Below are 23,713 nucleotides of genomic sequence, written 5' to 3'. Positions count from 1 at the left end.
TGAAAGCGGGACGGCGTGCGCTTCGATGCGCGGGGCCGCCATGGCGAGGAAAGACAGGGATTTTAACACTGGCCGGGAGCGCCAAATGACGCTGCCGGCGGACGGCGTTTTTCAGCGGCCGGCCCCGGATGGTGCGGCCGCCGGGCGGCGCTTACTCCCGCACCAGCACCACCATTTTCAGATCTTCGCGGTGCGCGGGCTTGAAGGTGATCTGGTCGTACACGATGCGCCCGTCGCGCGGGTGGTTGAATTCGCGCCGTCCGCCTTCCCGTCCACCCACATCCTGCGACGCCCAGAAACGCGCGAACGCGTCGCTGGCGGCGCTGAGCGAGTCGATCAGCCCGCGGGTGGGGGCGTCGTTCAGATGGCGGATCGAGTCGGCGCGGAATTCGGCGGCAAGGCGCCGCGCGCGCGTTTCCCAGTCGACGATCAGCTCGCGTGCGGCCGGTTCGGTGAAGGTATAGCGCAGCAGATTGCGGTCGTGAGTGCCGTCCAGCCAGCCGACGAACAGGTCGGCGGCGCGCTCGTTCCACGCCAGTGCGTTCCACTGCCGGTCGAGTACGTAAGCCGGTGCGTTCACGAGCTGCACGGTTTCGAGCAGGGTGGCGGGGGCGTCGGCGGCGGCCGGATCGGGCTCGGCCGGGTCGCGCTGCGCGGCCAGTTCGAACAGATACGCCCGCTCGGCGCGCGACAATTGCAGTGCGACGGCGATCCGCGCCAGCGCTTCGGCGGAGGCGGAGACCGGACGCCCCTGTTCGATCCACGTGTACCAGGTCGGGCTCACGCCGCACAGTTGCGCGACTTCCTCGCGCCGCAAGCCAGGGGTGCGGCGGCGCGGGCCCGGCGGCAGGCCGAGCGCTTGCGGTGTGAGCCGTTCGCGGTGCGCGCGGATGAATTCACCAAGGGCGCGGGCAGGCGTGGCCTCGAGCGGCGGCGGGTGGTCGGCGGAGGGCGGCGTGGTCATTCTTGTCGGGCAGTGCTTGGACGGGATGTCGGGTGGTGTTATCAATACCAGAATAATTGCTTAACTTGTACTGGTACACGGCGGGCTCTATTGTAACGACTGGCACGACGCAGCGCCGTCCAGACCGACCCGGGCTCAAGCCCGGCGCAACCCCACGTAAATAACCGGAGCCTCCCATGAAGCATCACGATCAGGTCGCCGACGCCTTCGGCTCGACCGCCGCCGCGTATTTGACGAGTCAGACGCACGCCACCGGCGCCGATCTGCAGACGCTGGCCGAATCGATCGCCACGACGCCGGATGCGAAGGTGCTCGACATGGGCTGCGGTGCCGGTCATGCGAGTTTCGCAGTCGCGCCGCACGCAAAAGAGGTGGTCGCCTACGACATCGCGCCGCAAATGCTGGCGACGGTCGACGGCGCAGCGAAAGACCGGGGCCTCGCCACCATCCGCACGCAACAGGGCGCCGCCGAAACCTTGCCGTTCGACGATGATTCGTTCGACTGGATCATCAGCCGGATGAGCGCGCATCACTGGCACGACGTGCCGCTCGCGCTGGCCGAAGTGCGACGCGTGTTGAAGCCTGGTGGCAAGGTGCTGTTCATCGACATTGCCGGCGCCGATCATCCGCTGCTCGACACGCATATTCAGGCGGTCGAATTGTTGCGTGATGGTTCGCACATCCGCGATTACCGCGCGGACGAATGGATTGCGTTGTTCGAGGCAGCGGGTTTCAAGGCAGCGATTCGCGAGCGTTGGCGTATCGAGATCGAGTTCAGCTCGTGGGTGGCGCGCATGCGCACGCCGGAGCCGCGCGTGGTGGCGATTCGCTCGCTGTGGAGCAACTCACCCGATGAGGTGCGTCAGTATTTCGACGTGCAGGAAGACGGCTCGTTCAAGCTCGACGCGCTGATGGTCGAGGCGCAGTAAGCCCACTACGTCAGTGCGGAAATGGCGCGGGCGCTGATGCGTTGAGCGCCATTGCGTCGTCGGGCGCCGCGCCTGAAAACACACCTCAGAAATGCCGAAGCCGAGCGTGGCGAATTAATCCGCGCTCGGCTTCGTTTTTCGTGCGGCTCAGCAGCGGCCGCTGGTTAAGCCGGGTGGCATCAACCGCCCGGTTGATATCGCTCGATCAGCCCGTGTTGCGCAAGCCCGCCGCAATCCCGTTGATGCTCAAATGAATTCCGCGCCGCACGCGCGCATTGGTATCGCCCGCACGGTGACGCTTGAGCAACTCCACCTGCAAGTGATTCAAGGGATCGAGATACGGAAAGCGGTTCTTGATCGAACGCGCGAGCAGCGGATTTTCCGCGAGCCGTTCGTTTTTGCCCGTGATCTCCGACAACACCTTCGACGTGCGCTCCCATTCCGCGACGATCCGCTCGAACACATGCTTGCGCAGCTTTTTGTCCGACACGAGCTGCGCGTAACGCGAGGCGACCGCGAGGTCGGTCTTCGCCAGCACCATGTCCATGTTGGAGAGCAGATTCGAGAAGAACGGCCAGGTCTTGTGCATCTTCTTGAGGAGCGCCAGACGGCGGGTGCGTTCGGCGTCGCTCGGCGCGCTGTCCAGATGCGCGGCCACCGCGCTGCCGAAACCGTACCAGCCGGTCAGCAGCAAACGGCATTGACCCCATGAGAAGCCCCACGGAATCGCCCGCAGATCTTCGATCTTGCGTTGCTTCGGGTCCTGCAACTTGCGCGAAGCCGGACGGCTGCCGATGTTCAGCTCGGCGATCTCCGAGATCGGCGTCGACTCGAAGAAATACTCCTTGAAGCCCGGCGTTTCGTAGACCAGCGCGCGATACGACGCCATTGCCGCGTCGGACAACTGCTGCATCGTCTCTTCGAAGGCGGGCAGTTGCGCGGGCGCAATGCCGTGCGGCAACAACGACGCTTCGAGCGTCGCGGCCACCACCGTTTCCAGATTGCGCCGGCCGATTTCCGGATTGCCGAACTTGCTGGCGATCACTTCGCCTTGTTCGGTCAAACGGATCTGACCGTCGACGGTGCCCGGCGGCTGCGACAGAATCGCCTGATAAGTCGGACCACCGCCGCGGCCAACCGTGCCGCCCCGGCCATGGAACAGACGCAGGGTCACACCGCGTTGATTGAAGAGCGACACCAGCGCCAGCTCGGCGCGATACAACTCCCAGTTCGACGTCAGGAAGCCGCCATCCTTGTTGCTGTCCGAATAGCCGAGCATCACTTCCTGCTCGTTGCCCTGATGTTCGATCAGCGCATCCACGCCCGGCAGCGCGATCAGATCGCGCATGATGTGCGGTGCGTTGCGCAAGTCGGGGATCGTCTCGAACAGCGGAATCACCATCAAGCCGGCTCTCGCCGGATCGTTCGCGTCGCCCAGACGTCCTTGCAGCAGGCCGGTTTCCTTTTGCAGCAGCATCACTTCGACCAGATCGCTGACGGTCTCCGTGTGCGAAATGATGTAGTTGCGCACCGCGCGCGCGCCGAACTTCTCGCGCGTGACACGAGCCTCTTCGAGCACGCCGAGCTCGCTCTTCACGAGATCGGAGTACTCGGCGTACGGCAGACGCAACGGGCGCGGCTGCGAAAGTTCAGCGAGCAGCACCTTGAGCTTGTCTTCTTCGGCGAGCGACGCGTAGTCGTCTTCGACGCCCGCGCGTTTCAGCAACTCGGCGATCACCGCTTCGTGGATGTCCGAGCTTTGGCGCAAGTCGATGCTGGCCAGATGGAAGCCGAACACCTCGGCGGCGCGCGCGAGCGGCGACAGACGGGGCGCCGCGAGCGGCGCGCCATGGTGCGCCGCAAGCGAGTCGATCAGCACGTGCAGGTCGCGCACGAATTCGGCGGAGTCGCCGTACGGGATGGCGCGCACCGGCGCCGCGCCGCGGCCCGCGCTGCGCACCGGCACGCTGCCTTCGCCCAGACGCACGCGCGCACTGGCCGCGAGCCGTGTGTACATGCCGATCAAGGCACGGCGATACGGCTCGTCGGTGCGGTGCGGCGACTGGTCGGGCGAGATGGCCGCGAGTTCCTTCAACGCGTCGCTCGCGCCGGCCAGCAGGTTCGACACCGACAGCTCGGCGCCCAGCTTGTGCACCTGCTCCATGTAGTGCTCGAAAATCACCGCGGCCTGGCGAGTGATCGCGTTCTCGAGCGTTTCGGCCGTGACGTTCGGGTTGCCGTCACGGTCGCCGCCGATCCAGCTACCCATCTGTAAGAACGGCGGCAGGCGCGCGTCGATGCCGTGCTCGGAGAGCGCTTCCTCGATATCGGCGTAGAGCGCCGGGATCTCTTCGAGAAAGGTGGCCCGATAATACGACAGCGCATTTTCGATTTCGTCGGCCACGGAGAGGCGCGAGTCGCGCAGCATGCGCGTTTGCCACAGCGACGTGACGCTGGCGCGCAGCATGGCTTCGTTATGCGCGCGTTCGCGGTTGGTCAACGGCTGGTCGCGTTCGGCCAGCAGGCGCGCGACGTCGTGCTGCGCGTCGAGAATGCTCTTGCGCTGCACTTCCGTCGGGTGCGCGGTCAGGACCGGCACGATCAGGGCTTCGTTGAAGAACTGCTGCAGAACCGGGGTCGCGGCGGTGCCCGCCTCGACGAGCCGTTCGAGCGCGTGCGCCATGGTGCCCGGTTGCGAGGTCGAGCCGGCCAGCGCATGAATCCGGTGACGGCGATTGCGGTGGCGGTCTTCGGCGATATTCGCAAGATGCGAGAAGTAGCTGAACGCGCGCACCACGCTGACCGTTTGCTCCGGGGTGAGCGTTCTCAGTTTCTTGTCGAGCGTTTGCGCGGCGGCGTTATCGTCTTCGCGGCGAAAACGCACGGCGGTCTGGCGGATCGTCTCCACGACGTCGAACACCGCATCGCCTTCCTGTTCGCGCAGCACGTCGCCGAGCAGGCGTCCCAGATACCGGATGTCCTGAAACAGCGGATGGTCCTTGTCCTCGCGCGTGCGGGCGCTGCTTTTCGGCGCGGGCACGACCGTATCCTGCGAAACGGCTTGCAGCGTGGGCGCTTTCGCGGTTTGCGCTGCCTTAGCTGTCTTGACGGCCTTCACCGCTTTATTCGCCTTCGCGGGCGTGGAGGTTTTGGCGGACTTGGCGGCTTTAGCGGCGTTGGCAGGCTGAGTTGCCTTGGCTGCTTTGCCGGCGCGTTTGGCCGCGGTGGACGGGGCAGCCGTTGCGGCGGAGGCAGAAGCAGCGGTGTCGGCCGCTTGAGCGGTGGGCGATGCAGTGTTGCGGCGGGCAGGGCGCGCCGATCCGGAAGACGTCACGATGGGTTTCCTCAGGGAAGCCAGGGTCTGTTGAGTGATGAACTGCTACTGCGGAACTGCATATGAGTTGCAACGTGAACTGCGCGAAACCAGTACGAAGCGGTATGCGACCGAAGGCCGCCGATGACAACACGCCGGAGAGGGGGGCCGCGCGCATTTGTACAAAGATCTGCACAAAGCGCACGAGGTGCATGGCACGCGCGCCATGCACGTGAAGCACGTTGCGCCGCATTGCATCATCCCGCATGCCGCGCTCCGGTGCGCGAACGACCGTGCTTGAACAGGCAGGGATGGGGCAGGCACGTTGCGCCGAGGCCCGTCTCCTCCATCGATACCGCGCCGGCACGGCGCTCCGCTGTGCCTTGAGACACAAGGGCGCGTGCTAACATTGATTGTTATTACATCCCGTCTTTCAATCAGCAAGCTAATGAACACCGAGACGTTTTCTACGCCACCCCACACGCTTGTGATTGCGTCGCGAGAAAGCCGCCTTGCCATGTGGCAGGCGGAGCATGTGCGATGTGCGCTGCACAAATTATATCCATCTTGTGACGTAAAAATCCTCGGAATGACGACACGTGGGGATCAAATTCTCGATCGCACTTTGTCGAAGGTTGGTGGTAAGGGCCTCTTCGTGAAGGAACTGGAAGCGGCGCTGGCCGACGGCCGCGCCGATCTGGCCGTGCACTCGCTCAAAGACGTGCCCATGGAGTTGCCCACGGGCTTTGCGCTCTCCACCATCATGGAGCGCGAAGATCCGCGCGACGCGCTGGTCTCCAACGCTTATGACTCGCTTGCCGCACTGCCGGCCGGCGCCGTGGTCGGCACCTCCAGCTTGCGCCGCGAGGCCATGCTGCGCATGCGTTATCCGCACCTCGTGGTGCGCCCGTTGCGCGGCAACCTGGACACGCGTCTGGCGAAACTCGATCGCGGCGACTATGCGGCGATCATTCTGGCGGCGGCCGGCTTGAAGCGTTTGGGTCTCGGCGAGCGCATCCGCGCGCTGCTCGATCCCGAAGACAGCTTGCCCGCAGCCGGGCAGGGCGCGCTCGGCATCGAGATTCGCGCCGATCGCGCGGATCTCGCGGCATGGCTCGCACCCTTGCATCATGAACATACGGCGGCGGCTGTCGAAGCGGAGCGGATGGTGTCGCGCGCTCTCGGCGGCAGTTGCGAAGTGCCGCTCGCGGCCTACGCGCAATGGCATGACGGCGCGCTGCATCTGCGCGGCGTCGTCGCCACGCCCGACGGCCAGCGTGTCTTGAGCGCGCAGGCATCGGCGCCGGCACCCACGGTCGAACGGGCGATTGCGCTCGGTCAGGAAGTGGCGAACGCGCTCGAACAGCAAGGCGCGATGGACATCGTCCGTGCGCTGAGCACGGCCAGCGGTCCCGCGGCAGCGCCGGCAGACGGCGCGTCGGATAGCGCGGCGACCGGCGAGTGATGGCGGCCGATATCCCGGGCAACGCATCCCCGTCCGTCGACAAGACGGCGTTCACGGTCGTGATTACGCGACCGGCCGGTCAGTCGAACGAACTGATCGCGCAGCTCGCGGCGGCAGGCGTCGCCGTGCTCGACTTTCCGCTGATCGACATCGCGCCTGTTACGGACGAAGCGCCATTGCGCGCAGCGCTCGCTTCTCTGGAGCGCTATGCGCTGGTGGTGTTCGTCTCGCCCAACGCGGTCGATCACGCGTTTGCCCGTAGCGACGCGATCTGGCCGCACGCGCTGCCGATCGGCGTAGTCGGACCTGGCAGTGTGCAGGCGCTGGCGCGTCACGGCGTCGCCGCGCCGGCGTACAACGTCATCAGCCCGCCGTCCGTCCCCGAGGACGATACGGCGCGCTTCGATTCCGAAGGCCTGTTCGCGGCGATCGATACCGCGCTCGGCGCGAGCGCGCTGGAAGGCAAGCGCGTGCTGATCGTGCGCGGCGACGGCGGCCGCGAATGGCTCGCCGACCGCTTGCGCGAGGCGGGCGCGGAAGTCGACACGGCGGCGGCCTATCGCCGCCTCGTGCCGGAACCGTCGATCGGCGGCTGGGCGCGGGTCCACGCGTTGCTTGCCGGCGAGCCGCACGCCTGGTTGCTCACGAGTTCGGAAGGGGTGCGCAATCTGCACGAACTCGCGCAAGAACATCTGACCGCCGGCGAAATCGCGCAATTGAAGCACGCTAACCTGGTCACACCGCACCCTCGCATCGCGCAGACCGCGCGGGCATTGGGTTTTGATAGCATTACGGTGTCCGGTGCGGGCGACGATCGGATCGCCCGCGCCTTGCTTGCCGCCGTCCCGACCGTTGTTCAACCGGTACCGTCCAACCCGGCTCATTCACCGGCTAAATCACGCATGACTGAAACGAACGCATCCACGAACGCTTCACCCCAGCCGGCCGCAACCAGCGCGTTGCCGCCGAATCCACCCTTCACGCCCTACGAAGCGCAAAAGCGCCGCAGCGCGAGCGGACCGCTGCTGTGGTTTGTCGTCGTGATCATCGCTTGTGCGGCAGGTGTGGGCGGCTACGCGCTTAATCGCAAGGTGGAGCGCACCGAGCAGCAACTCGCGCAACGCCAGCAGGCGAACGACGCGCAGACCAACGAGTTGCGCGTCAAGACCGATCAGGCGCTGGCCACGGTGCATCAATCCGACGCGCAGGTCGCGCAACTCGAAGGCAAGCTCGCTGACGCGCAAACCGCGCAGCAGGCACTGCAACAGCAATACACCGACCTCGCCCGCAATCGCGACGACTGGACGATGGCCGAAGTCGGCCAGATGCTGTCGGCCGCAAGCCAGCAATTACAGCTCACCGGCAATACGCAACTCGCGCTGTTCGCGCTGCAAAGCGCGGACACGCGGCTCGCCGCATCGGATAGCCCGCAGGCCGTGACGGTGCGCAAGGCGATCGCACAAGACATCGACAAGCTGAAGGCCGCGCCGTCCACGGATCTGACGGGTATGGCGATCAAGCTCGACAACGCGATCGACCAGGTCGACAACCTGCCGCTCTCTGGCGAAGCACCGATTGCCCACGCTACGCCGAAGGCCGCCACCTGGGCCGACACGGCGAAGGTGGCCGCGGCCACCGGCGAGCCGCGCTGGAAAGTCTGGTGGCGCGAAGTCACGACCGGCATCGGCCAGCAGCTCACCAGCCTCGTGCAGGTGCGCCGCATCGACAACGCCGACGCCATGCTCGTCACGCCCGATCAAGGCTACTTCGTGCGCGAAAATCTGAAGCTGCGTTTGCTGTCGGCGCGCCTCGCGCTGCTCTCGCGCAACCAGACCACGCTGAAGTCCGACCTGCAGGCGGCGCAGGCCGCACTGACGCGCTATTTCGATAGCACCTCGAAGAAAACCCAGACTGTGATCGATCTGGTCAACCAGGTGGATGCGGGCTCGGCCGCGGTTGAACTGCCGAATCTGAACACCAGCCTGCAGGCCGTCAATCAATACCGGAGCCGAGGTTAATCATGGCAATCCGGGGACTTCTATGGCTCGCGTTGCTGTTCGCCATCGCGGTGGTGCTGGCGGTGGTCGGACGCTTCGACATGGGGCAGGTGCTGCTGATCTATCCGCCGTACCGCGTCGACATCTCGCTGAATCTGTTCGTGGTCGGTCTGGTGGTGCTGTTCATCCTGCTGTATGCGTTGCTGCGCATCGTGCGCAATATCTGGCGCATGCCGCAGCGCGTGGCCGCCTACCGTGCGCGCTCGCGTGTCGCGAAGGCGCACGCGGCATTGCGTGACGCGATCGGCAATCTGTACGCCGGGCGGTTCTCACGTGCTGAAAAAGCCGCGAAAGACTCACTCACGAATGGCGACAACAAGGGCGCGGCCGGTCTGATCGCGGCCACCGCGGCGCATCGCATGCATGAATATGCGCGGCGCGACGAGTGGCTCTCGCAGATCGACGAAGCCGACTGGCAGGACGCACGCTTGATGGCCACCGCCGACATGCGTGCCGACGGCCGCGACGCGGACGGCGCGCTCGCCGCGCTTACTGAAATGCAGTCGCAGGGTGCACGGCGGATTCACGCGCAGCAGATCACGTTGCGCGCGCAACAGCAATTGAAGAACTGGGGCGAAGTGCTCAAGCTCGTCAAGACGCTGGAAAAACGCGAAGCGATCCATCCGGCGGTGGCGGTGCGTTTGCGTCAGCTCGCCGCGGAAAACCTGCTGCGCGACCGGCGCCATAATGCCGATGCGCTGCTGGAGTTGTGGAATTCGCTGTCGGCCACCGAACGTCATTCGCCGCGTCTCGCCGATGTCGCTGCCGAACTGCTGGTATCGCTGAATCGTCCGCAGGAAGCGCGCAAGATTGTCGAAGAAGCGCTGGCGCAGAACTGGGACGCGCGTCTGCTGCGCCGTTATCCGGACACGACCGGGGGCGACGCGTTGCCGCTGATCCAGAAGGCCGAAGGGTGGCAGAAGGATCGTCCGGAAGATGCGGATCTGATGTTCGCATTGGGCCGCCTGTGCTTGCATCAGCAGTTGTGGGGTAAGGCACAATCGTTCCTCGAGCGGGCACTGAAACTGGCCGACAACGAGACGCTGAAGATTCGTTCGCATCGCGCGCTGGCGCGTTTGCATGAGCAGATCGGCGATTCCGCCAAGGCGAGCGAGCACTATCGTGAGAGCGCGCTGGCGATGAATATCGTTTGATGCTTTGATCGCGGCGGCGCTTGTTTGATCGGGTGCTGCAGCAGATAAAAAAGCCCCCGGTCTCAATGGACGGGGGCTTTTTCGTTGGTGACGTGATGCGCGATGCGTGCTGTGCATGACGCGAAGCGGGGCTCGCGCCCCGCGACGCATGTTTCGTGACGAGCGGCTTTTGACGGCGCTTCCTGCCTCCCGTCACGAAGCGAGCCGCCTCATTTGTTGACCATCTTCGCGGGCACACTGATCGCGAGCAAACCGCCGAGGATCATGAACACTGCCAGCATATACATGCCGGAGTCGTTCGCGGCAGTCGCCTGCTTTAGCCAGCCGACCGCATACGGGCTCAGAAAACCCGCGAGATTGCCGATCGAATTGATCATCGCGATACCGGCCGCGGCGCCGGTGCCGGCGAGGATAGCCGTCGGCAGACTCCAGAACAGCGGCAGGGTGGTGAGGATGCCCATGGTCGCGAGCGTGAGCGACGCCATGGCCAGCACCGTGTTGTGCGCCCATACCACGGAGAGCACGAGGCCAATGGCCCCGGCGATCGCCGGCAACGCGATATGCCAGCGCCGCTCGCGCATGCGGTCGGCGCTGCGCGACACGAACACCATTGCGATCACCGCCGCGGCGAATGGAATCGCCGACAGCAGGCCGATCATGAACGCGTCCGTCACGCCGGTCGCCTTGATGATGGTCGGCAGCCAGAAGCTCACGCCGTACAGGCCCATCACGAACGAGAAGTACGTGAGGCTCAGCATCAGCACGCGGCCGCTCGTCAGCACCTGACGAATCGGCATGTCGTGCTTGGTGGCCTCCTCGGCTGACACCTGACGTTCGAGCAATTCCTTCTCTTCCGTGGTGAGCCACTTGGCCTTCGAGACGCGGTCATCGAGTATCACGAACACCAGGATGCCGACGATCACCGACGGGATGCCTTCGAGCAGAAACAGCCACTGCCAGCCATGCCAGCCGTTCATGCCGTTGAAGCTCTTCAGGATATAGCCCGACACCGGGCCGCCGATCACGCCGGACAACGCGATTGCCGTCATGAACCAGGTGGTCATGCGGCCACGGCGATGCGCCGGGTACCAGTATGTGAGATACAGGATGATGCCAGGGAAGAAGCCCGCTTCGGCGAGACCGAGCAGGAAGCGCATCACGTAGAACATGGCCGGCGTGGTGACGAACATGGTCAGCATCGAGATCACACCCCACGACACCATGATCCGTGCAATCCACACACGTGCGCCCACTTTGTGCAGGATCACGTTGCTCGGTATTTCGAAGATGAAATAGCCGATGAAGAAAATCCCCGCGCCGAAGCCGTAAACCGCGTCGCTCAGACCCAGATCGGTGGTCATCTGCAGCTTGGCGAAGCCGACGTTGACGCGGTCGAGATACGCCACCACGTAGCAGAGCATCAGGAGCGGCGCGAGCCGCCACGTGACCTTGCGGTAGGTCGCCTCCTCGAACGTGGAAGGTGGCGCCCCCGCGCCGGGATGGTGGAGCGGGTCTGCGGGACTAGCCATGGTGTCTCCTTTTTTCTTGTGGAAATGAAGTACCGCCGTCGATCGCGATTCTAGCCGTGCTGGATGGTTTGGTTTGCATGGCGTTTACACGCAGCGCCCGCCGTCCACTTCGAGGCATACGCCGGTGATGAACTCGGCCTCGTCCGAGGCGAGATAGAGCGCCGCGTTGGCGATATCCTGCGGCGTCGAGAAGCGCCCGAGCGGAATGCCGGCGAGAAAGCGCTTGCGGTTTTCCGGCGTATCTTCGACACCCATGAATTCCGACAGCAGCGCTGTTTCGCCGATCACCGGGTTCACGCAGTTCACGCGAATGCGGTCCGGACCCAGTTCGACGGCGAGCGACTTGCTGGCGATGATCACCGCGCCTTTGCTGCCGTTGTACCAGACGAGCCCCGGACGCGGCCTCACGCCGGCGGTCGACGCGATATTGATGAAGTTCCCGCCGCCTTGCTCGCGAAAGTACGGCACGAATTCCTGCACGCTCCAGTAGAGGCTTTTGACGTTCACCGCATAAACCCGGTCGAACTCGGCTTCCGTCACGTCGAGCACGGGTTTGTTGCGATGCGTGGTGCCGGCATTGTTGACGACGATCTGCACGCTGCCGAAGTCTTCGAGCGCGGCCTCGCGCAGCGTCTGCCAATCCTCGCGTAGCGCGACATTGCCGGGCACGGCAATCGCCTTGCCGCCGGCCAGCGCGATTTCGCTCGCCACACGCTCGGCCGCCGGGCCGTTCAGATCGTTGACCACCACATTCGCGCCCTCGCGCGCAAAGGTCTTCGCGATGCCTTCGCCGAAACCCGAGCCGCCACCCGTGACGATGGCCGTTTTACCTGTCAACCGCATGATGTCTCCCTTGTTTGTTGTGGATGATGGTACGTAATGCCTAATGCCTAATGCCTGGTGCAGCGCTTATCCGTGACGAATGGCGATGGTTTTCAGCACCGTGAAGCCATACAACGCTTCGAAACCTTTTTCGCGCCCGTGGCCTGAATGCTTCACGCCCCCGAACGGCAATTCGACGCCGCCCCCCGCGCCGTAATTGTTGATGAACACCTGACCGGAGCGCAGGCGCCGCGCGAGGCGCATCTGCCGGGCGCCGTCGCGCGTCCAGATACCCGCGACCAGGCCGTACTGCGTGCCGTTGGCGAGCGAGAGCGCTTCGTCTTCGTCGCTGAACGGCATGGCGGCGAGCACGGGCCCGAACACTTCGTCGCGCGCGAGACGGTGGCTCGCGGGCACGTCGCGCAGCAGCGTGGGCGCCTGGTAGAAGCCGCTTCCCGGCGCTTCGGGGATTACCTCACCGTGTGCCGCCATCGGAATGCCGTCGTGTTGCGCGTCGGAGAGAAAGTCCCACACGCGCTGTCGCTGCTTCGCGTTGATCAGCGGACCGCAGTCCAGATCGGCGTGCGACGGTCCGACCCGCAGCGCGTGGAACGCGCCGCTCAGCCGGTCGAGCAGCGGCTCATAAATGGCCCGGTCGATCAGCACGCGGCTGCCCGCCGAGCAGGTTTGCCCGGCGTTCTGCACGATCGCCGACACTAGTACGGGCAAGGCCGCGTCGAGATCCGCGTCGGCGAAAACGATCTGCGGTGATTTACCGCCCAGTTCGAGCGTGACCGGCACGTGGTTCTCGGCGGCCATCTGCGTCACGAGCTTGCCGGTCTCGGGCGAACCGGTGAAGGAGATGTGATCGATGCCCGGATGACGCGCGAGCGCCGCGCCCGCTTCATGTCCAAAACCCGTGACGATATTCAGCGCGCCCGCCGGCAGACCCGCCTCGGCCGCCAGTTCGGCGACACGCAACACCGACAGGCAAGCGTCTTCTGCTGGTTTGACAACGCACGCATTGCCGGTGGCAAGCGCCGCGCCGACACTGCGGCCGAAGATCTGCATCGGGTAGTTCCACGGCACGATATGGCCGGTCACGCCGTGCGGTTCGCGAATCGTCAGTACGGTGTAGCCGGCTTGATAGGGCAGCGTTTCGCCGTGCAGCTTGTCTGCCGCGCCGGCATAAAACTCGAAGTAGCGCGCGAGCGCAGCCGAATCGGCGCGCGCCTGCTTGAGCGGCTTGCCGGTGTCGCGCGCTTCGAGTTGGGCGAGCGCTTCCTGATGGGCGGCGACCAGCATCGACAGCCGGTACAGCACGCGGCCGCGTTCGGCGGCGCTCGCTTCGCCCCATGCGCCTTCAAAGGCGCGGCGGGCTGCGTGGACGGCGGCGTCGATATCCGCCGCGGTGCCGCGGGCAAGCCGGGTGAACGGCTGGCCGTCCGATGGATCGAGCACGGCGATCGTCTCGCCGCCTGAGGCAGCGGACCATTCTCCGCCGATGAAATGCCGGGCTTCTTCCATGCAGGCTCCTTGAGGTGTCACGCAGCCGGTGTTCGGGCCGATGCTCAGGCCGATGTTCTGGCCCGAACGCAAGCCGCGGTTCAAATGCGCGGTGGTCACAAACGAGAGGCACAATCGAGAGACTTCCGATGATTATCGCGCCGATCCAACTCGAGGTGCCATCGGCCGATTGGCTATAATGGCGTATTCCGCACTGTCCGGCCGTAGCGCCGCTCGTGCTGGCGAGTTTCACGATTCACGCCGCTCGAGCCCGCGCGCCGCACGCCGTGTTCCGAATTCCATCTGATCAGAGAGCGCTCATGAGCTTCAATCACGTCCCCGCAGGCAAAGACCTTCCGCAAGATTTCAACGTCATCATCGAAATCCCGGCGCAAAGCGATCCGGTGAAGTACGAAGCTGACAAGGAAACGGGCCTGCTCCACGTCGACCGTTTCATCAGCACGGGCATGCGCTATCCGGCGAATTACGGCTACATTCCGCAAACGCTGTCAGGCGACGGCGACCCGGTCGACGTGCTGGTGATCACGCCGTTCCCGCTGCTGGCCGGCTCGGTGATCCGTGCACGCGCACTCGGCATGCTGCAAATGACCGACGAATCGGGCGTGGACGCCAAGCTGGTTGCCGTCGCGCACGACAAGGTCTGCCCGATGACCGCCGATCTCAAGTCGATCGACGACGTCCCGGCCTACCTGAAAGACCAGATCAAGCACTTCTTCGAGCAATACAAGGCGCTGGAAAAGGGCAAGTGGGTGAAGGTCGAAGGCTGGGCGGGCATCGAAGCCGCACACAAGGAAATCACCGAAGGCGTGGCGAACTACAAGAAGTAAGCTGCGTTACACCGGTAGTCGATAAAAACCGTGTGAGCCTGAAAGGGCCACGCGGTTTTTTTATGGGCGGCGTTTTCGGAGACGCCACGTCGCGTTCAATGGGTATTTGCTGCCCATCCGTCCATCCGCTCATTGGCTTATCTGTCCATCAGAGCGCCAGAACGCCCGTCCGCTCCAGCACATAGACACAACGCATCGACTGGATGAACCGAAGGCATTTTTATATCTCAGTGTTAACCCTTATCATCCGGTGGCCGCAGCAGGTTTCCTGCCGGCGGCGTATTAATGCGCTGACGCAGCGCCAATTCCCGTTTTTATGAGCCCATCGTCCGGATGTTGAACCGCAAGTCCAAACCTTCGTCGCCGCGCTGGTCGAGCCGCCTGGTCGCGAGCCTGTACGCGCTCGTTACCGCGATCTACCGCGGCAGGCCGGTGTGGATGGTTTCGTTTTCGACGAGCGAGGCCAACCTGTCCGAAGGACTGCGAGCCGCTTGCGCGTCCACCGCCATGCTGGTGCTCGGCAATCTGCTGCACGAACCGGCCTTCGCGTGGGCCGCGATCGGCGCGTTCTGGACCTGTCTTGCGGACGCGGCCGGCTCGAATCGCGCGCGCTTCGCCTCGATGATGGGTTTTGCGCTTTTGTCGACCGTCTGCGGAGCCGTGACCGCCTTTGCGTCAGGCGCGGGCACGGTGTTCGCGGCGCTCGCCATTCTGGCGTTCACGACGCTCGGCGCGTTCGGCCGGATCTGGGGCGCCGCGACCGCGCAGGTGACGATTCTCGCGGCGACCGCCTGCGTCGTGATGGTCGACCGTCCGATGCACGGCCTTCGGGAAGGCGTGGCGTTTCTCGGCATCTACCTCGCGGGATGCCTGTTTGCCGTCGTGCTGAGCCTGACCGTCTGGCGGATTCATCCGTTCGGCACGAGCCGCGCTTCGCTGCGCGCCGTGTATGTGCGTCTGGCTGACATCGCATTCGACAGCGCGCGCCTGCTCGAGCAGCGGGCCGCCCCTGGACAGTGGGCCACGCATGCCGCGAAATTTCGCGCCGATGCGCGCGCTTCGCTGGAACGTTCGCGCAAGGCACTGGCGAACGTGCCTGATTCGAGAACAGCCGGCCGGGAAACCTACGACAATCTCCTCGCCTTGCTAACCGAAAGTGAGGCGCTCTTTGCGTATCTGATCGCGGTCACCGGCGCATGTGAAAAGAACCCGGAAGACGCCCATCGCACCCGGCGCACAGTGCGGCTCCTGACCGGAATGGGCGAGGTTTTGCGAAGGATCGGCGCGGCTACCAGCGAAGCGCAATGGCACCGCCTGGCTGGCTTGCAGCTTCGCCTGCGACGCCTTGCGAGACGGCTGGAATCCGCGTTGATGGAACCCGTGACACTCAAGTCCGACTTCGAACTGGTCGATTTCGCGCCGGCAACTGCCCAGCCGCTCGGGTGGTCGGAAGGTGCCGCGAGGCGGTTGACGCGGACGTGGTCGACCCTCAAGGCGAACCTCTCGACCCAGTCGGTCGGCTTGCGCCACGCTGCCCGTGTGGGCGTCGCGACGACGGCGGGCTTTCTGGTCATACGGGCGCTCGGGCTTCCCTTCGGCTACTGGGCAACCATGGCGACGCTGCTGATCCTGCAACCGTCGATCGCCGCGACGTGGCCACGCAGTATCGAGCGCGCTGCCGGAAGCATTGTCGGGGGCGTGCTGGCGGCGGCGATCGGCTATGCGATCCATTCGCCGCTCGGCATTTCATTGGTGGTGTTTCCGCTGGTGGTGGCAACCATGGCGCTGCGTCCCGTCAGCTACAGCCTGTTCGTTCTGTTCCTGACTCCGACCTTTGTGCTGGTGGCTGACTTCGCGACGCCGGGCGCCAGCGAATTCGCCTACGCCCTCACGCGGCTCGGCAACAACGTGCTCGGCTGCATGTTGGCGCTGCTGGCAACGTTCTATCTGTGGCCGACGCGCGAAAAGATCGACTATCGCGCCTATCTGGGCGAAGCCGTGCGGGCCAATCTCGCGTATCTGCGGGCGGCATTGGCGTCGCCGGCGCGAAGCGAGAAGGACATGGAACGCCTGCGCCGGGCCGCGGGATTGGGCAGCAACAATGCCGAGGAGGCGATCGGCCGGATTCGGCTCGAAAAGCTCGAGGACTCGATGGTCGACACGGTGACGCTGACGGTGCTGAGCGTGTTGCGGAAAATGGCGGGAACCGCAACCCAACTGCGCTTGAGTACGAACCGGCGCAGCATGAACGATGACCTCGGTGCATGGATTGCCACGGCGAGCGCCGACATCGAGGCGGCTTTGAATCGAACCCTGCGGCCGCTGCCGCGCGACCTTCCCGCACGCGACCGGCTGACTTCGCTGGAGGCGGATGCGGTGGGGGAAATCGCGCTGATGCATCGGCTGCTGACTGAACGGATGCGCGAGGCGAGGGGGTAGGTAGCAACGCGCCGGAAGGATGCGGAAGTCTCGATCAGGACGCGTCGCTTTCTTGTGCCGTTTCGCCAGCGGTAATGGGTTGTGATTCGGGCTCGAGTTCAGGTTCGGGCTCAGCCACGGGCAACACCGATTCAAGCGTACGCAAGCCCGCCGCCAACGCCCGCTTTTCCGCGGGCGCCAGCCGCTTGACCCAATACTCCGCACTCGACGCGCGCGAGCGGTTCGCCAACTCAAACGACGCCAGCACCTGCACCGGCTTGCGCGAACGCGTATAGCGCGCGCCTTCACCGCTCACATGCTTGTCGAAACGCGCCTGCACGTCGGTGGCGATGCCGGTATAGACGCTGCCGTCCGAACATTCGAGCAGATACAGAAACCACGCCATGGGTACGCTTCAGCCTTTGAACGGATTGTGTTCGCGCAGCTCGTCCACATACGCGTGGATGCTGTTCTTTTCGTTGTCGAGGAAATGGCCGACCGCATCGGCGAAGGCCGGATGCGCGAGCCAATGCGCCGAGCGCGTCACCGTCGGCAGAAAACCGCGCGCCATTTTGTGTTCGCCCTGAGCGCCGCCTTCGAACGCACCGAGCTTTTCCTCGATGCAGAATTCGAGCGGCTGATAGTACGCGGTTTCGAAGTGCAGGCAGGGCACGTGTTCCAAAGCGCCCCAGTAGCGGCCATACAAAGTGCCACCGGTTTTCTCATCGCGCTGATAGACCACGAGCGAACTCGCGATCGGCTTGCCTTCGTATTCGGCGATCACGAGCAGCAGATTTTCCGGCATCGACGCGCCGATCATCCGGAAGAAATCGAGGTTCAGATACGGGCTCGAAAAGTGTTCGCGGTAGGTCTGCCGATAACACTTGCTGAAGAATCGCCAATCGGCGTCCTGGATATCCTCACCGCGAATCCTGCGCATGGTCACGCCGGCTTCCTGTACCTTGCGACGCTCCGCGCGAATGTTCTTGCGCTTCTTCTGTTCGAGCGTGGAGAGGAAATCGTCGAAGTCGCGATAGCCGTCGTTCAGCCAGTGAAATTGCACGCCTTCGCGTTGCATCATGCCCATATCGGTGAGCGCAGCGCCTTCCGCTTCGGTCGGAAACAGCACGTGCAGCGACGACACGTCGGCCTGCTCGGCGAACGCCATCAACGTTGCCGCCAGATGTCTGAGGGCATGCGTATCCGCCGACAACAACCGGTTGCCTTGCACCGGTGTGAACGGCACCGCGCACAGTAGCTTCGGGTAATACGGCAGACCGTTGCGTTTGTACGCATCGGCCCAGGCCCAATCGAAGACGTATTCGCCGTACGAGTGCCCCTTCAGGTACACGGGGGCGGCTGCCACGAGCTTGTCGGTGCGCGGGTCGGTCAGCGTGACGAATTGCGGCGCCCAGCCGGTATCGGCGACCGCGCATCGGGTTGCGGAGAGCGCGCTCAAGAACTCGTGCCGCAGAAACGGCGTGGGCTGTGCCTGCTGCGCGAGAAGGGCATTCCATTCCGCGGCGTCCACCTCGGAGGGCGACGCCAGAATGCCCGTGCGATAATCAAAGCGTTCCTGGTTCAATCTGTGTGACTGTTCCCAATGAGCGACGCAGGCTTGTAGCGATGCGTCGTTCGTTTATCCGATTTGTCCGTTGCCGTCGAGCTGACCAGCCGCGGTACTCGCAAGCCGTCTGGCTTGCCTGTCGATCCTGCCATGAAGACCCGAATCGCTCTTGCTCAAATCAATGTCACCGTCGGCGACTTCGCCGGCAATGTCGCGAAGATTGTCGCTGCCGCGCGCGCCGCGCACAACGATGGTGCGAAGCTGCTGATCGCGCCTGAACTCGCGCTGTCCGGTTATCCGCCCGAAGATCTGTTGCTGCGTCCCGCGTTCTACACGGCGAGCGCGGCGGCGCTCGCCGATCTGGCCGCGCAACTGAAGCCCTTCGCCGGCTTGCATGTGATCGTCGGCCATCCGCTGCGTGACCTGACGCACAACCCGCTGACGCACAACGTGGCGCACGGCCATGGTAATGCAAACGCGCCGATCGAGCGCGGCGTGCCGCCGGTCGATACCTTCAACGCGGCCTCGCTGATCGTGGACGGGGAGGTGAGCGGCACCTATCGCAAGCAGGATTTGCCCAATACCGAGGTGTTCGACGAGAAGCGCTACTTCGCTTCCGACCCGAAGCCGTTCGTGTTCGAACTGGACGGTGTGAAGTACGGCGTGGTGATTTGCGAGGACGCGTGGCATGCGTCGGCCGCGCAAATGGCGAAGGCTGCGGGCGCGCAAGTCGTGCTGATTCCGAACGGCTCGCCGTATCACCTGAACAAGGAAGCGGTGCGCTTCGACATTCTGCGCGCGCGGATTCGCGAGACCGGCTTGCCCATGGTCTACGTGAACATGGTCGGCGCGCAGGACGAACTGGTGTTCGACGGCGGCTCGTTCGTGCTCGACGGTGAAGGTCGGCTCGTCGCAAAGATGGCGCAGTTCGAAGAGGGCAATGCAATTGTCGAGTTCGACGACGGCAAGCCGCTGCCTGCCGCGATCGCCCCCGAGCTGTCGCTCGAAGCGCAGGTGTACGCCGCGCTCGTGATGGGCGTGCGCGACTATGTCAACAAGAACGGCTTCCCGGGTGCGTTGATCGGCCTGTCGGGCGGCGTGGATTCGGCGCTGGTGCTGGCCGTCGCGTGCGACGCGCTGGGCGCCGACCGCGTGCGCGCGGTGATGATGCCGTCGCGCTACACGGCGGACATTTCAACCACCGACGCCGCCGAGATGGCACGCCGCGTCGGCGTACGCTACGACGAAATCGCGATCGCGCCGATGTTCGACGCGTTCCGCAGTTCGCTCGCCGATGAATTCGCGGGCCGCGCCGAAGACGCCACCGAAGAAAACATTCAGGCGCGCATTCGCGGCACCTTGCTGATGGCGCTGTCGAACAAGTTCGGCTCGATCGTGCTCACCACCGGCAACAAGAGCGAGATGGCGGTGGGTTACTGCACGTTATACGGCGACATGGCCGGCGGCTTCGCGGTGATCAAGGACATCGCCAAGACGCTGGTGTACAAGCTGTGCCATTACCGCAACCAGGCCGCTACCTTCGGCAAGCAGGACGTGATTCCCGAACGGATCCTGACGCGCGCGCCGTCGGCCGAACTGCGCGAGAACCAGACCGATCAGGACAGCTTGCCGCCGTACGAAGTGCTCGACGCGATCATGCGCATGTACATGGAAGAAGACCGCTCGCTTGCCGAAATCATCGCGGCGGGCTACGCGATCGAAGACGTAAAGCGCGTCACGCGCCTCATCAAGATCAACGAGTACAAGCGCCGTCAGGCGCCGATCGGCATTCGCGTCACGCATCGCGCGTTCGGCCGCGACTGGCGTTATCCGATTACGTCGCGCTACACCGAACCGGTGGAGTGAGTCGAAGCAATCCGTTGCTGCGGACTTACCCGATAGCAGAGTAGAAGCACGCGTCGGGTTGGCGCAACGCATCCGGCGCGGCGTAGAATAAAAATCATCCGTTTCCCTTTCAACCTTCCAATCACGAGACGAGGTCCGCCATGAAGCGCATCACTGCAGTCATTAAACCGTTCAAACTCGACGAAGTGCGCGAGGCGCTCGCTGAAGTCGGTCTCACGGGGTTGACCGTGACCGAAGTCAAGGGCTTCGGCCGGCAAAAAGGCCATACCGAGCTCTATCGTGGTGCAGAGTACGTGGTCGACTTTCTGCCGAAGGTGAAGATCGAAGTGGTGGTCGCGGACAATCAGTGCGATCAGGTGATCGACGCGATCATTGGCGCGGCGCGTACCGGCAAGATCGGCGACGGCAAGATTTTCGTCGCGGACGTGGAGCGTGTGATCCGGATTCGTACGGGCGAAGAAAACGAAGCGGCAGTTTGAGCGCTTCGATTCGCACCGTTGAAACACAGCTTTAAAGCGGCGGTATTGGCACTCACGTAGTGCGCACCGTTCAGGTGCGCCAGGGTAGTGGCAAAACCGTGCGCGCAAATAAAAAACGGTGCGATACCCTTTCGGACATCGCACCGATACGCGCCTCTCGCAGCAGCGTGAAAAAGATTCTCTTGAAGAACTTGTGACTGCGCCCCGAAAGGAAATCCCCTTGGGGGCGCCCCGTTCGATTAGAACGAGTGTTGAATACCTGCGTACACACCCGATTGCTGGTGACCCGGCAGCGGGTTGTCCGTTGCGGTGGACGTGCCAGCGTTGTTCGCTTCCAGGCTGAAGTTCGCGTTCTTGCTGTTACGTACCGTAGCGATCTGGATATCCAGCAGCGTGCGCTTGGACAGGTTGTACGAACCGCCGATCGTGTAGATCGTTGCATTGCCCGCGCCATTGTTGCCGTTGACGTGGTACACCGCTGCGATCAGTGCTGCAGCCGGCGTTGCTTGCCACGTCACGCCGCCCCATTCGTGATCGAGGGTCGTCGGTTGGCCAGGCAGAACGCCCGAAGAACCTGCCGAACGGACAGCCTGGTACGCGGCCTGGACCTTGAACTGGCCGAGGAACACGTTCACGAGAGCCGAGTATTCGCGCGATGCCGCGAACACGCCGCTGCCGATGTTGCCCGGATTAACCGAGCTTGCCGCCGGACCGTACAGAACACCGTTGGCCGGGTTGCGGATTTCGTCATACAGGCCGCGGACCTGGAACAGCGAGTTCGTGTAGGTGACCTGTGCACCGGCTTCGCGACCTTGAGCAGTCGTGCCGTTACCGTTCCAGCTCGTTGCGTTCGACAGCGCGTATTGACCGTAGAAGTCAAAGCCGGCGATCTTCGGCGATTGGTAGGCGAAGTTGTTGCTCGATTGCGGCCAGTTGCGGCCACGCACCAGCGAAGCCGACGACCAGTTCGATTGACCGAACGGGTCGAAGTCCCACACGCCGTTCGAGATATACAGCATACGGCCCATCGTGAACGTACCGTACTGGTCGTTCGCGAGGCCAACCGTTGCCCAACGATTGAAGAGACCGCCGCCGCCCGGGCCCGTACCCGTCATGGTGTTGAAGGAGCCTTCCAACTGGAACAGCACCTTGTTGCCGCCACCGATGTCTTCAACGCCCTTCAAGCCCCACAGGCTGGTACCCCAGTCGCCGCTTTCTGCTTTGAAACGGTTCGTGCTGCCGGTTGCCTGACCGTTTGCACCGACGCCTTGCGGAACGCCCGACATGTATTCCAGGCCAGCGTCAAGGCGGCCGTACAGCGTCACGCTGCTTTGGGCGTGCGCAACTACACCGGCTGTCATCAGCGCAGCGGCGAGCAAAGCTTTCTTCATCTTCTCCTCCATACCCTGTCAAAAAGTGAAACCCAGTACTGCGAATGGTGTTCGGACACAAGCGCGCCGAACAGAAATCGGTACCAGGGAGATTAGCGGGTGGATTGGGTCTCCTGCCGTGACGGATAGCCTCAGCGGGCTATTCTTCGCGCCATGCCGATCCCTCGCCGACCGGTTCTCCTCTGTTGCTTTGAAGTGAAACTACTTTTAATGAACTTTGTTTTGCTACTTTGGTTACTAATTTATCAAAAATACCCTGGACTGGGAGAAGAAATTAGTACCGCCTTGGGCGGATGTCTCCAAATTGCAATACGAATGTGTACAAGGAATCGTTGCGATATCTCCAAAAAGGCGGGAAACCCTTACGCCGCAAGGGAATCACGGATTGGGACGAGCAACGTTAAGGATTGCCACTATTGACGCTTCAAATGCGTCAGAGTAAGGCGGGGAGAGGGCGGTCCGGCCCAGATTTGGGCCCGTTTTGGCGGCCAGAATGGCCGGAATGTGCAGGTGAGCGAAGTAAAAAAAGCGCCGTAAGCGCCTTGTAATGCTACTTTGACTACAGCCCAAATAGCGGGCTGTACGACAGTTTTATTTGAGGCTGCCGGAGAGGAACTGCTTGAGCCGTTCGCTCTTCGTGTTCCTGAAGACCTCGTCCGGATGACCTTCTTCCTCGACGCGGCCTTGATGCAGGAACATCACGTGATTCGACACGTTGCGCGCGAACGCCATTTCATGGGTGACGACGATCATCGTGCGGCCTTCCTCGGCGAGCGTCTGCATGACTTTGAGCACTTCGCCGACCAGTTCGGGATCGAGTGCGGAAGTCGGTTCGTCGAACAGCATCACGTCCGGATGCATGGCCAACGCACGCGCAATCGCCACGCGTTGCTGCTGACCGCCTGACAGATGCGACGGGTACTGTTTTTCGAGGCGCGGCGCGAGGCCCACTTTCTCCAGATACTCGCGCGCCCGCTCTTCGGCCTCCTTGCGCTTCAGACCCAGCACGTTGACCGGCGCCTCGATGATGTTCTCGAGCACGTTCATGTGCGACCACAGGTTGAAGTGCTGGAACACCATCGACAGCTTGGTGCGCACGCGCTGCAATTGCTTCGGATCGGACACGCGCAGCGCGCCGCCCTTGCTGATCTGCGTGCGGACTTCTTCGCCGTCCACAAAGATGCGTCCGGCGTTCGGCTGTTCGAGAAAGTTGATGCAGCGAAGCATCGTGCTCTTGCCCGAACCGGACGAGCCGATCACGCTGATCACGTCGCCGGCGTTGGCCTTCAGCGACACGCCCTTGAGGACTTCGTTGTCGCCGTACTGTTTGTGAAGCTCGTCAACGAAGAGCTTTTGTTTCTTGGTGTTCATCGGGATCCTTGGCGGGCTTACTTGCTTGGGGCTT

At 63.5% G+C, this 23,713-nt stretch carries 17 protein-coding genes; 8 read left to right on the top strand and 9 right to left on the bottom strand.

Translation table 11 applies throughout. The features are described 5' to 3' along the window. Positions 1-151: 151 nt before the first annotated feature. Positions 152-964, bottom strand: coding sequence for a helix-turn-helix transcriptional regulator (locus tag PQR67_RS09400; protein ID WP_408457443.1), 813 nt, complete (start codon positions 962-964; stop codon positions 152-154). 176 nt (positions 965-1,140) lie between these two features. On the opposite strand from PQR67_RS09400, the gene PQR67_RS09395 reads away from it, so the two are divergent. Further along, entirely contained in the window at positions 1,141-1,893 is a 753-nt protein-coding gene (locus PQR67_RS09395) for a class I SAM-dependent methyltransferase (protein ID WP_408457440.1), read from the top strand. Between the two features lie 205 nt (positions 1,894-2,098). Here the strand turns inward: PQR67_RS09395 and ppc are convergent, their stop codons facing one another. Continuing rightward, complete coding sequence (gene ppc, locus PQR67_RS09390; RefSeq protein WP_408457437.1) at positions 2,099-5,227, bottom strand: phosphoenolpyruvate carboxylase; 3,129 nt, start codon at positions 5,225-5,227, stop codon at positions 2,099-2,101. Positions 5,228-5,654: 427 nt separating this feature from the next. On the opposite strand from ppc, the gene hemC reads away from it, so the two are divergent. Genes hemC through PQR67_RS09375 form a run of 3 tightly spaced genes read left to right on the top strand, consistent with a single transcriptional unit; the run spans position 5,655 to position 9,882 of the window. Next, the gene (gene hemC / locus PQR67_RS09385; protein ID WP_408457434.1) at positions 5,655-6,671 is read left to right on the top strand and encodes a hydroxymethylbilane synthase; all 1,017 of its coding nucleotides are present in this window, start codon (positions 5,655-5,657) and stop codon (positions 6,669-6,671) included. After that, on the top strand, positions 6,671-8,689 hold the full coding sequence (hemDX, locus tag PQR67_RS09380) for a fused uroporphyrinogen-III synthase HemD/membrane protein HemX (RefSeq protein WP_408457432.1): 2,019 nt from the start codon (positions 6,671-6,673) through the stop codon (positions 8,687-8,689). Before hemC ends, hemDX begins: the two co-directional genes overlap by 1 nt. Positions 8,690-8,691: 2 nt before the next feature. Continuing rightward, positions 8,692-9,882, top strand: coding sequence for a heme biosynthesis protein HemY (locus tag PQR67_RS09375; protein ID WP_408457430.1), 1,191 nt, complete (start codon positions 8,692-8,694; stop codon positions 9,880-9,882). 209 nt (positions 9,883-10,091) lie between these two features. On the opposite strand, the gene PQR67_RS09370 is transcribed toward PQR67_RS09375, so the two are convergent. The 3 genes from PQR67_RS09370 to PQR67_RS09360 form a co-directional block, all read right to left on the bottom strand. Continuing rightward, on the bottom strand, positions 10,092-11,411 hold the full coding sequence (locus PQR67_RS09370) for an MFS transporter (RefSeq protein ID WP_408457427.1): 1,320 nt from the start codon (positions 11,409-11,411) through the stop codon (positions 10,092-10,094). An 84-nt stretch (positions 11,412-11,495) separates the two neighbouring features. Then, the gene (locus PQR67_RS09365) at positions 11,496-12,254 is read right to left on the bottom strand and encodes an SDR family oxidoreductase (protein ID WP_408457425.1); all 759 of its coding nucleotides are present in this window, start codon (positions 12,252-12,254) and stop codon (positions 11,496-11,498) included. A 66-nt stretch (positions 12,255-12,320) separates the two neighbouring features. Next, positions 12,321-13,760 carry an aldehyde dehydrogenase family protein gene (locus PQR67_RS09360; RefSeq protein ID WP_408457422.1) on the bottom strand — a complete coding sequence of 480 codons (1,440 nt, stop codon included), beginning with the start codon at positions 13,758-13,760 and terminating at the stop codon, positions 12,321-12,323. 299 nt (positions 13,761-14,059) lie between these two features. On the opposite strand from PQR67_RS09360, the gene ppa reads away from it, so the two are divergent. Further along, positions 14,060-14,587, top strand: a complete 528-nt coding sequence (gene ppa, locus PQR67_RS09355; RefSeq protein WP_074285059.1) for an inorganic diphosphatase — start codon at positions 14,060-14,062, stop codon at positions 14,585-14,587. 333 nt (positions 14,588-14,920) lie between these two features. Further along, on the top strand, positions 14,921-17,026 hold the full coding sequence (locus tag PQR67_RS09350; RefSeq protein WP_408457419.1) for an FUSC family protein: 2,106 nt from the start codon (positions 14,921-14,923) through the stop codon (positions 17,024-17,026). Positions 17,027-17,060: 34 nt separating this feature from the next. On the opposite strand, the gene PQR67_RS09345 is transcribed toward PQR67_RS09350, so the two are convergent. Continuing rightward, a complete protein-coding gene (locus PQR67_RS09345; RefSeq protein ID WP_408457416.1) occupies positions 17,061-17,411 on the bottom strand; it encodes a GIY-YIG nuclease family protein in 351 nt (116 codons plus the stop codon). A 9-nt stretch (positions 17,412-17,420) separates the two neighbouring features. Then, complete coding sequence (locus PQR67_RS09340) at positions 17,421-18,590, bottom strand: GNAT family N-acetyltransferase (RefSeq protein WP_408457413.1); 1,170 nt, start codon at positions 18,588-18,590, stop codon at positions 17,421-17,423. Positions 18,591-18,722: 132 nt separating this feature from the next. On the opposite strand from PQR67_RS09340, the gene PQR67_RS09335 reads away from it, so the two are divergent. Next, entirely contained in the window at positions 18,723-20,438 is a 1,716-nt protein-coding gene (locus tag PQR67_RS09335; protein WP_408457410.1) for an NAD+ synthase, read from the top strand. A gap of 140 nt (positions 20,439-20,578) precedes the next feature. Further along, on the top strand, positions 20,579-20,917 hold the full coding sequence (gene glnK, locus PQR67_RS09330) for a P-II family nitrogen regulator (RefSeq protein WP_006048444.1): 339 nt from the start codon (positions 20,579-20,581) through the stop codon (positions 20,915-20,917). A gap of 239 nt (positions 20,918-21,156) precedes the next feature. Here glnK and PQR67_RS09325 read toward each other — a convergent pair whose 3' ends face one another. Then, positions 21,157-22,308 carry a porin gene (locus PQR67_RS09325; RefSeq protein WP_408457408.1) on the bottom strand — a complete coding sequence of 384 codons (1,152 nt, stop codon included), beginning with the start codon at positions 22,306-22,308 and terminating at the stop codon, positions 21,157-21,159. A 591-nt stretch (positions 22,309-22,899) separates the two neighbouring features. Beyond that, positions 22,900-23,679 carry an ABC transporter ATP-binding protein gene (locus tag PQR67_RS09320; protein ID WP_408457406.1) on the bottom strand — a complete coding sequence of 260 codons (780 nt, stop codon included), beginning with the start codon at positions 23,677-23,679 and terminating at the stop codon, positions 22,900-22,902. Positions 23,680-23,713 lie beyond the last annotated feature (34 nt).

The organism is Paraburkholderia fungorum, from assembly GCF_046026025.1.
Lineage (GTDB): Bacteria > Pseudomonadota > Gammaproteobacteria > Burkholderiales > Burkholderiaceae > Paraburkholderia > Paraburkholderia fungorum_E.
Note: the sequence above shows the minus strand (reverse complement) of the source record. Positions and strands in the feature narration are given on the sequence as shown.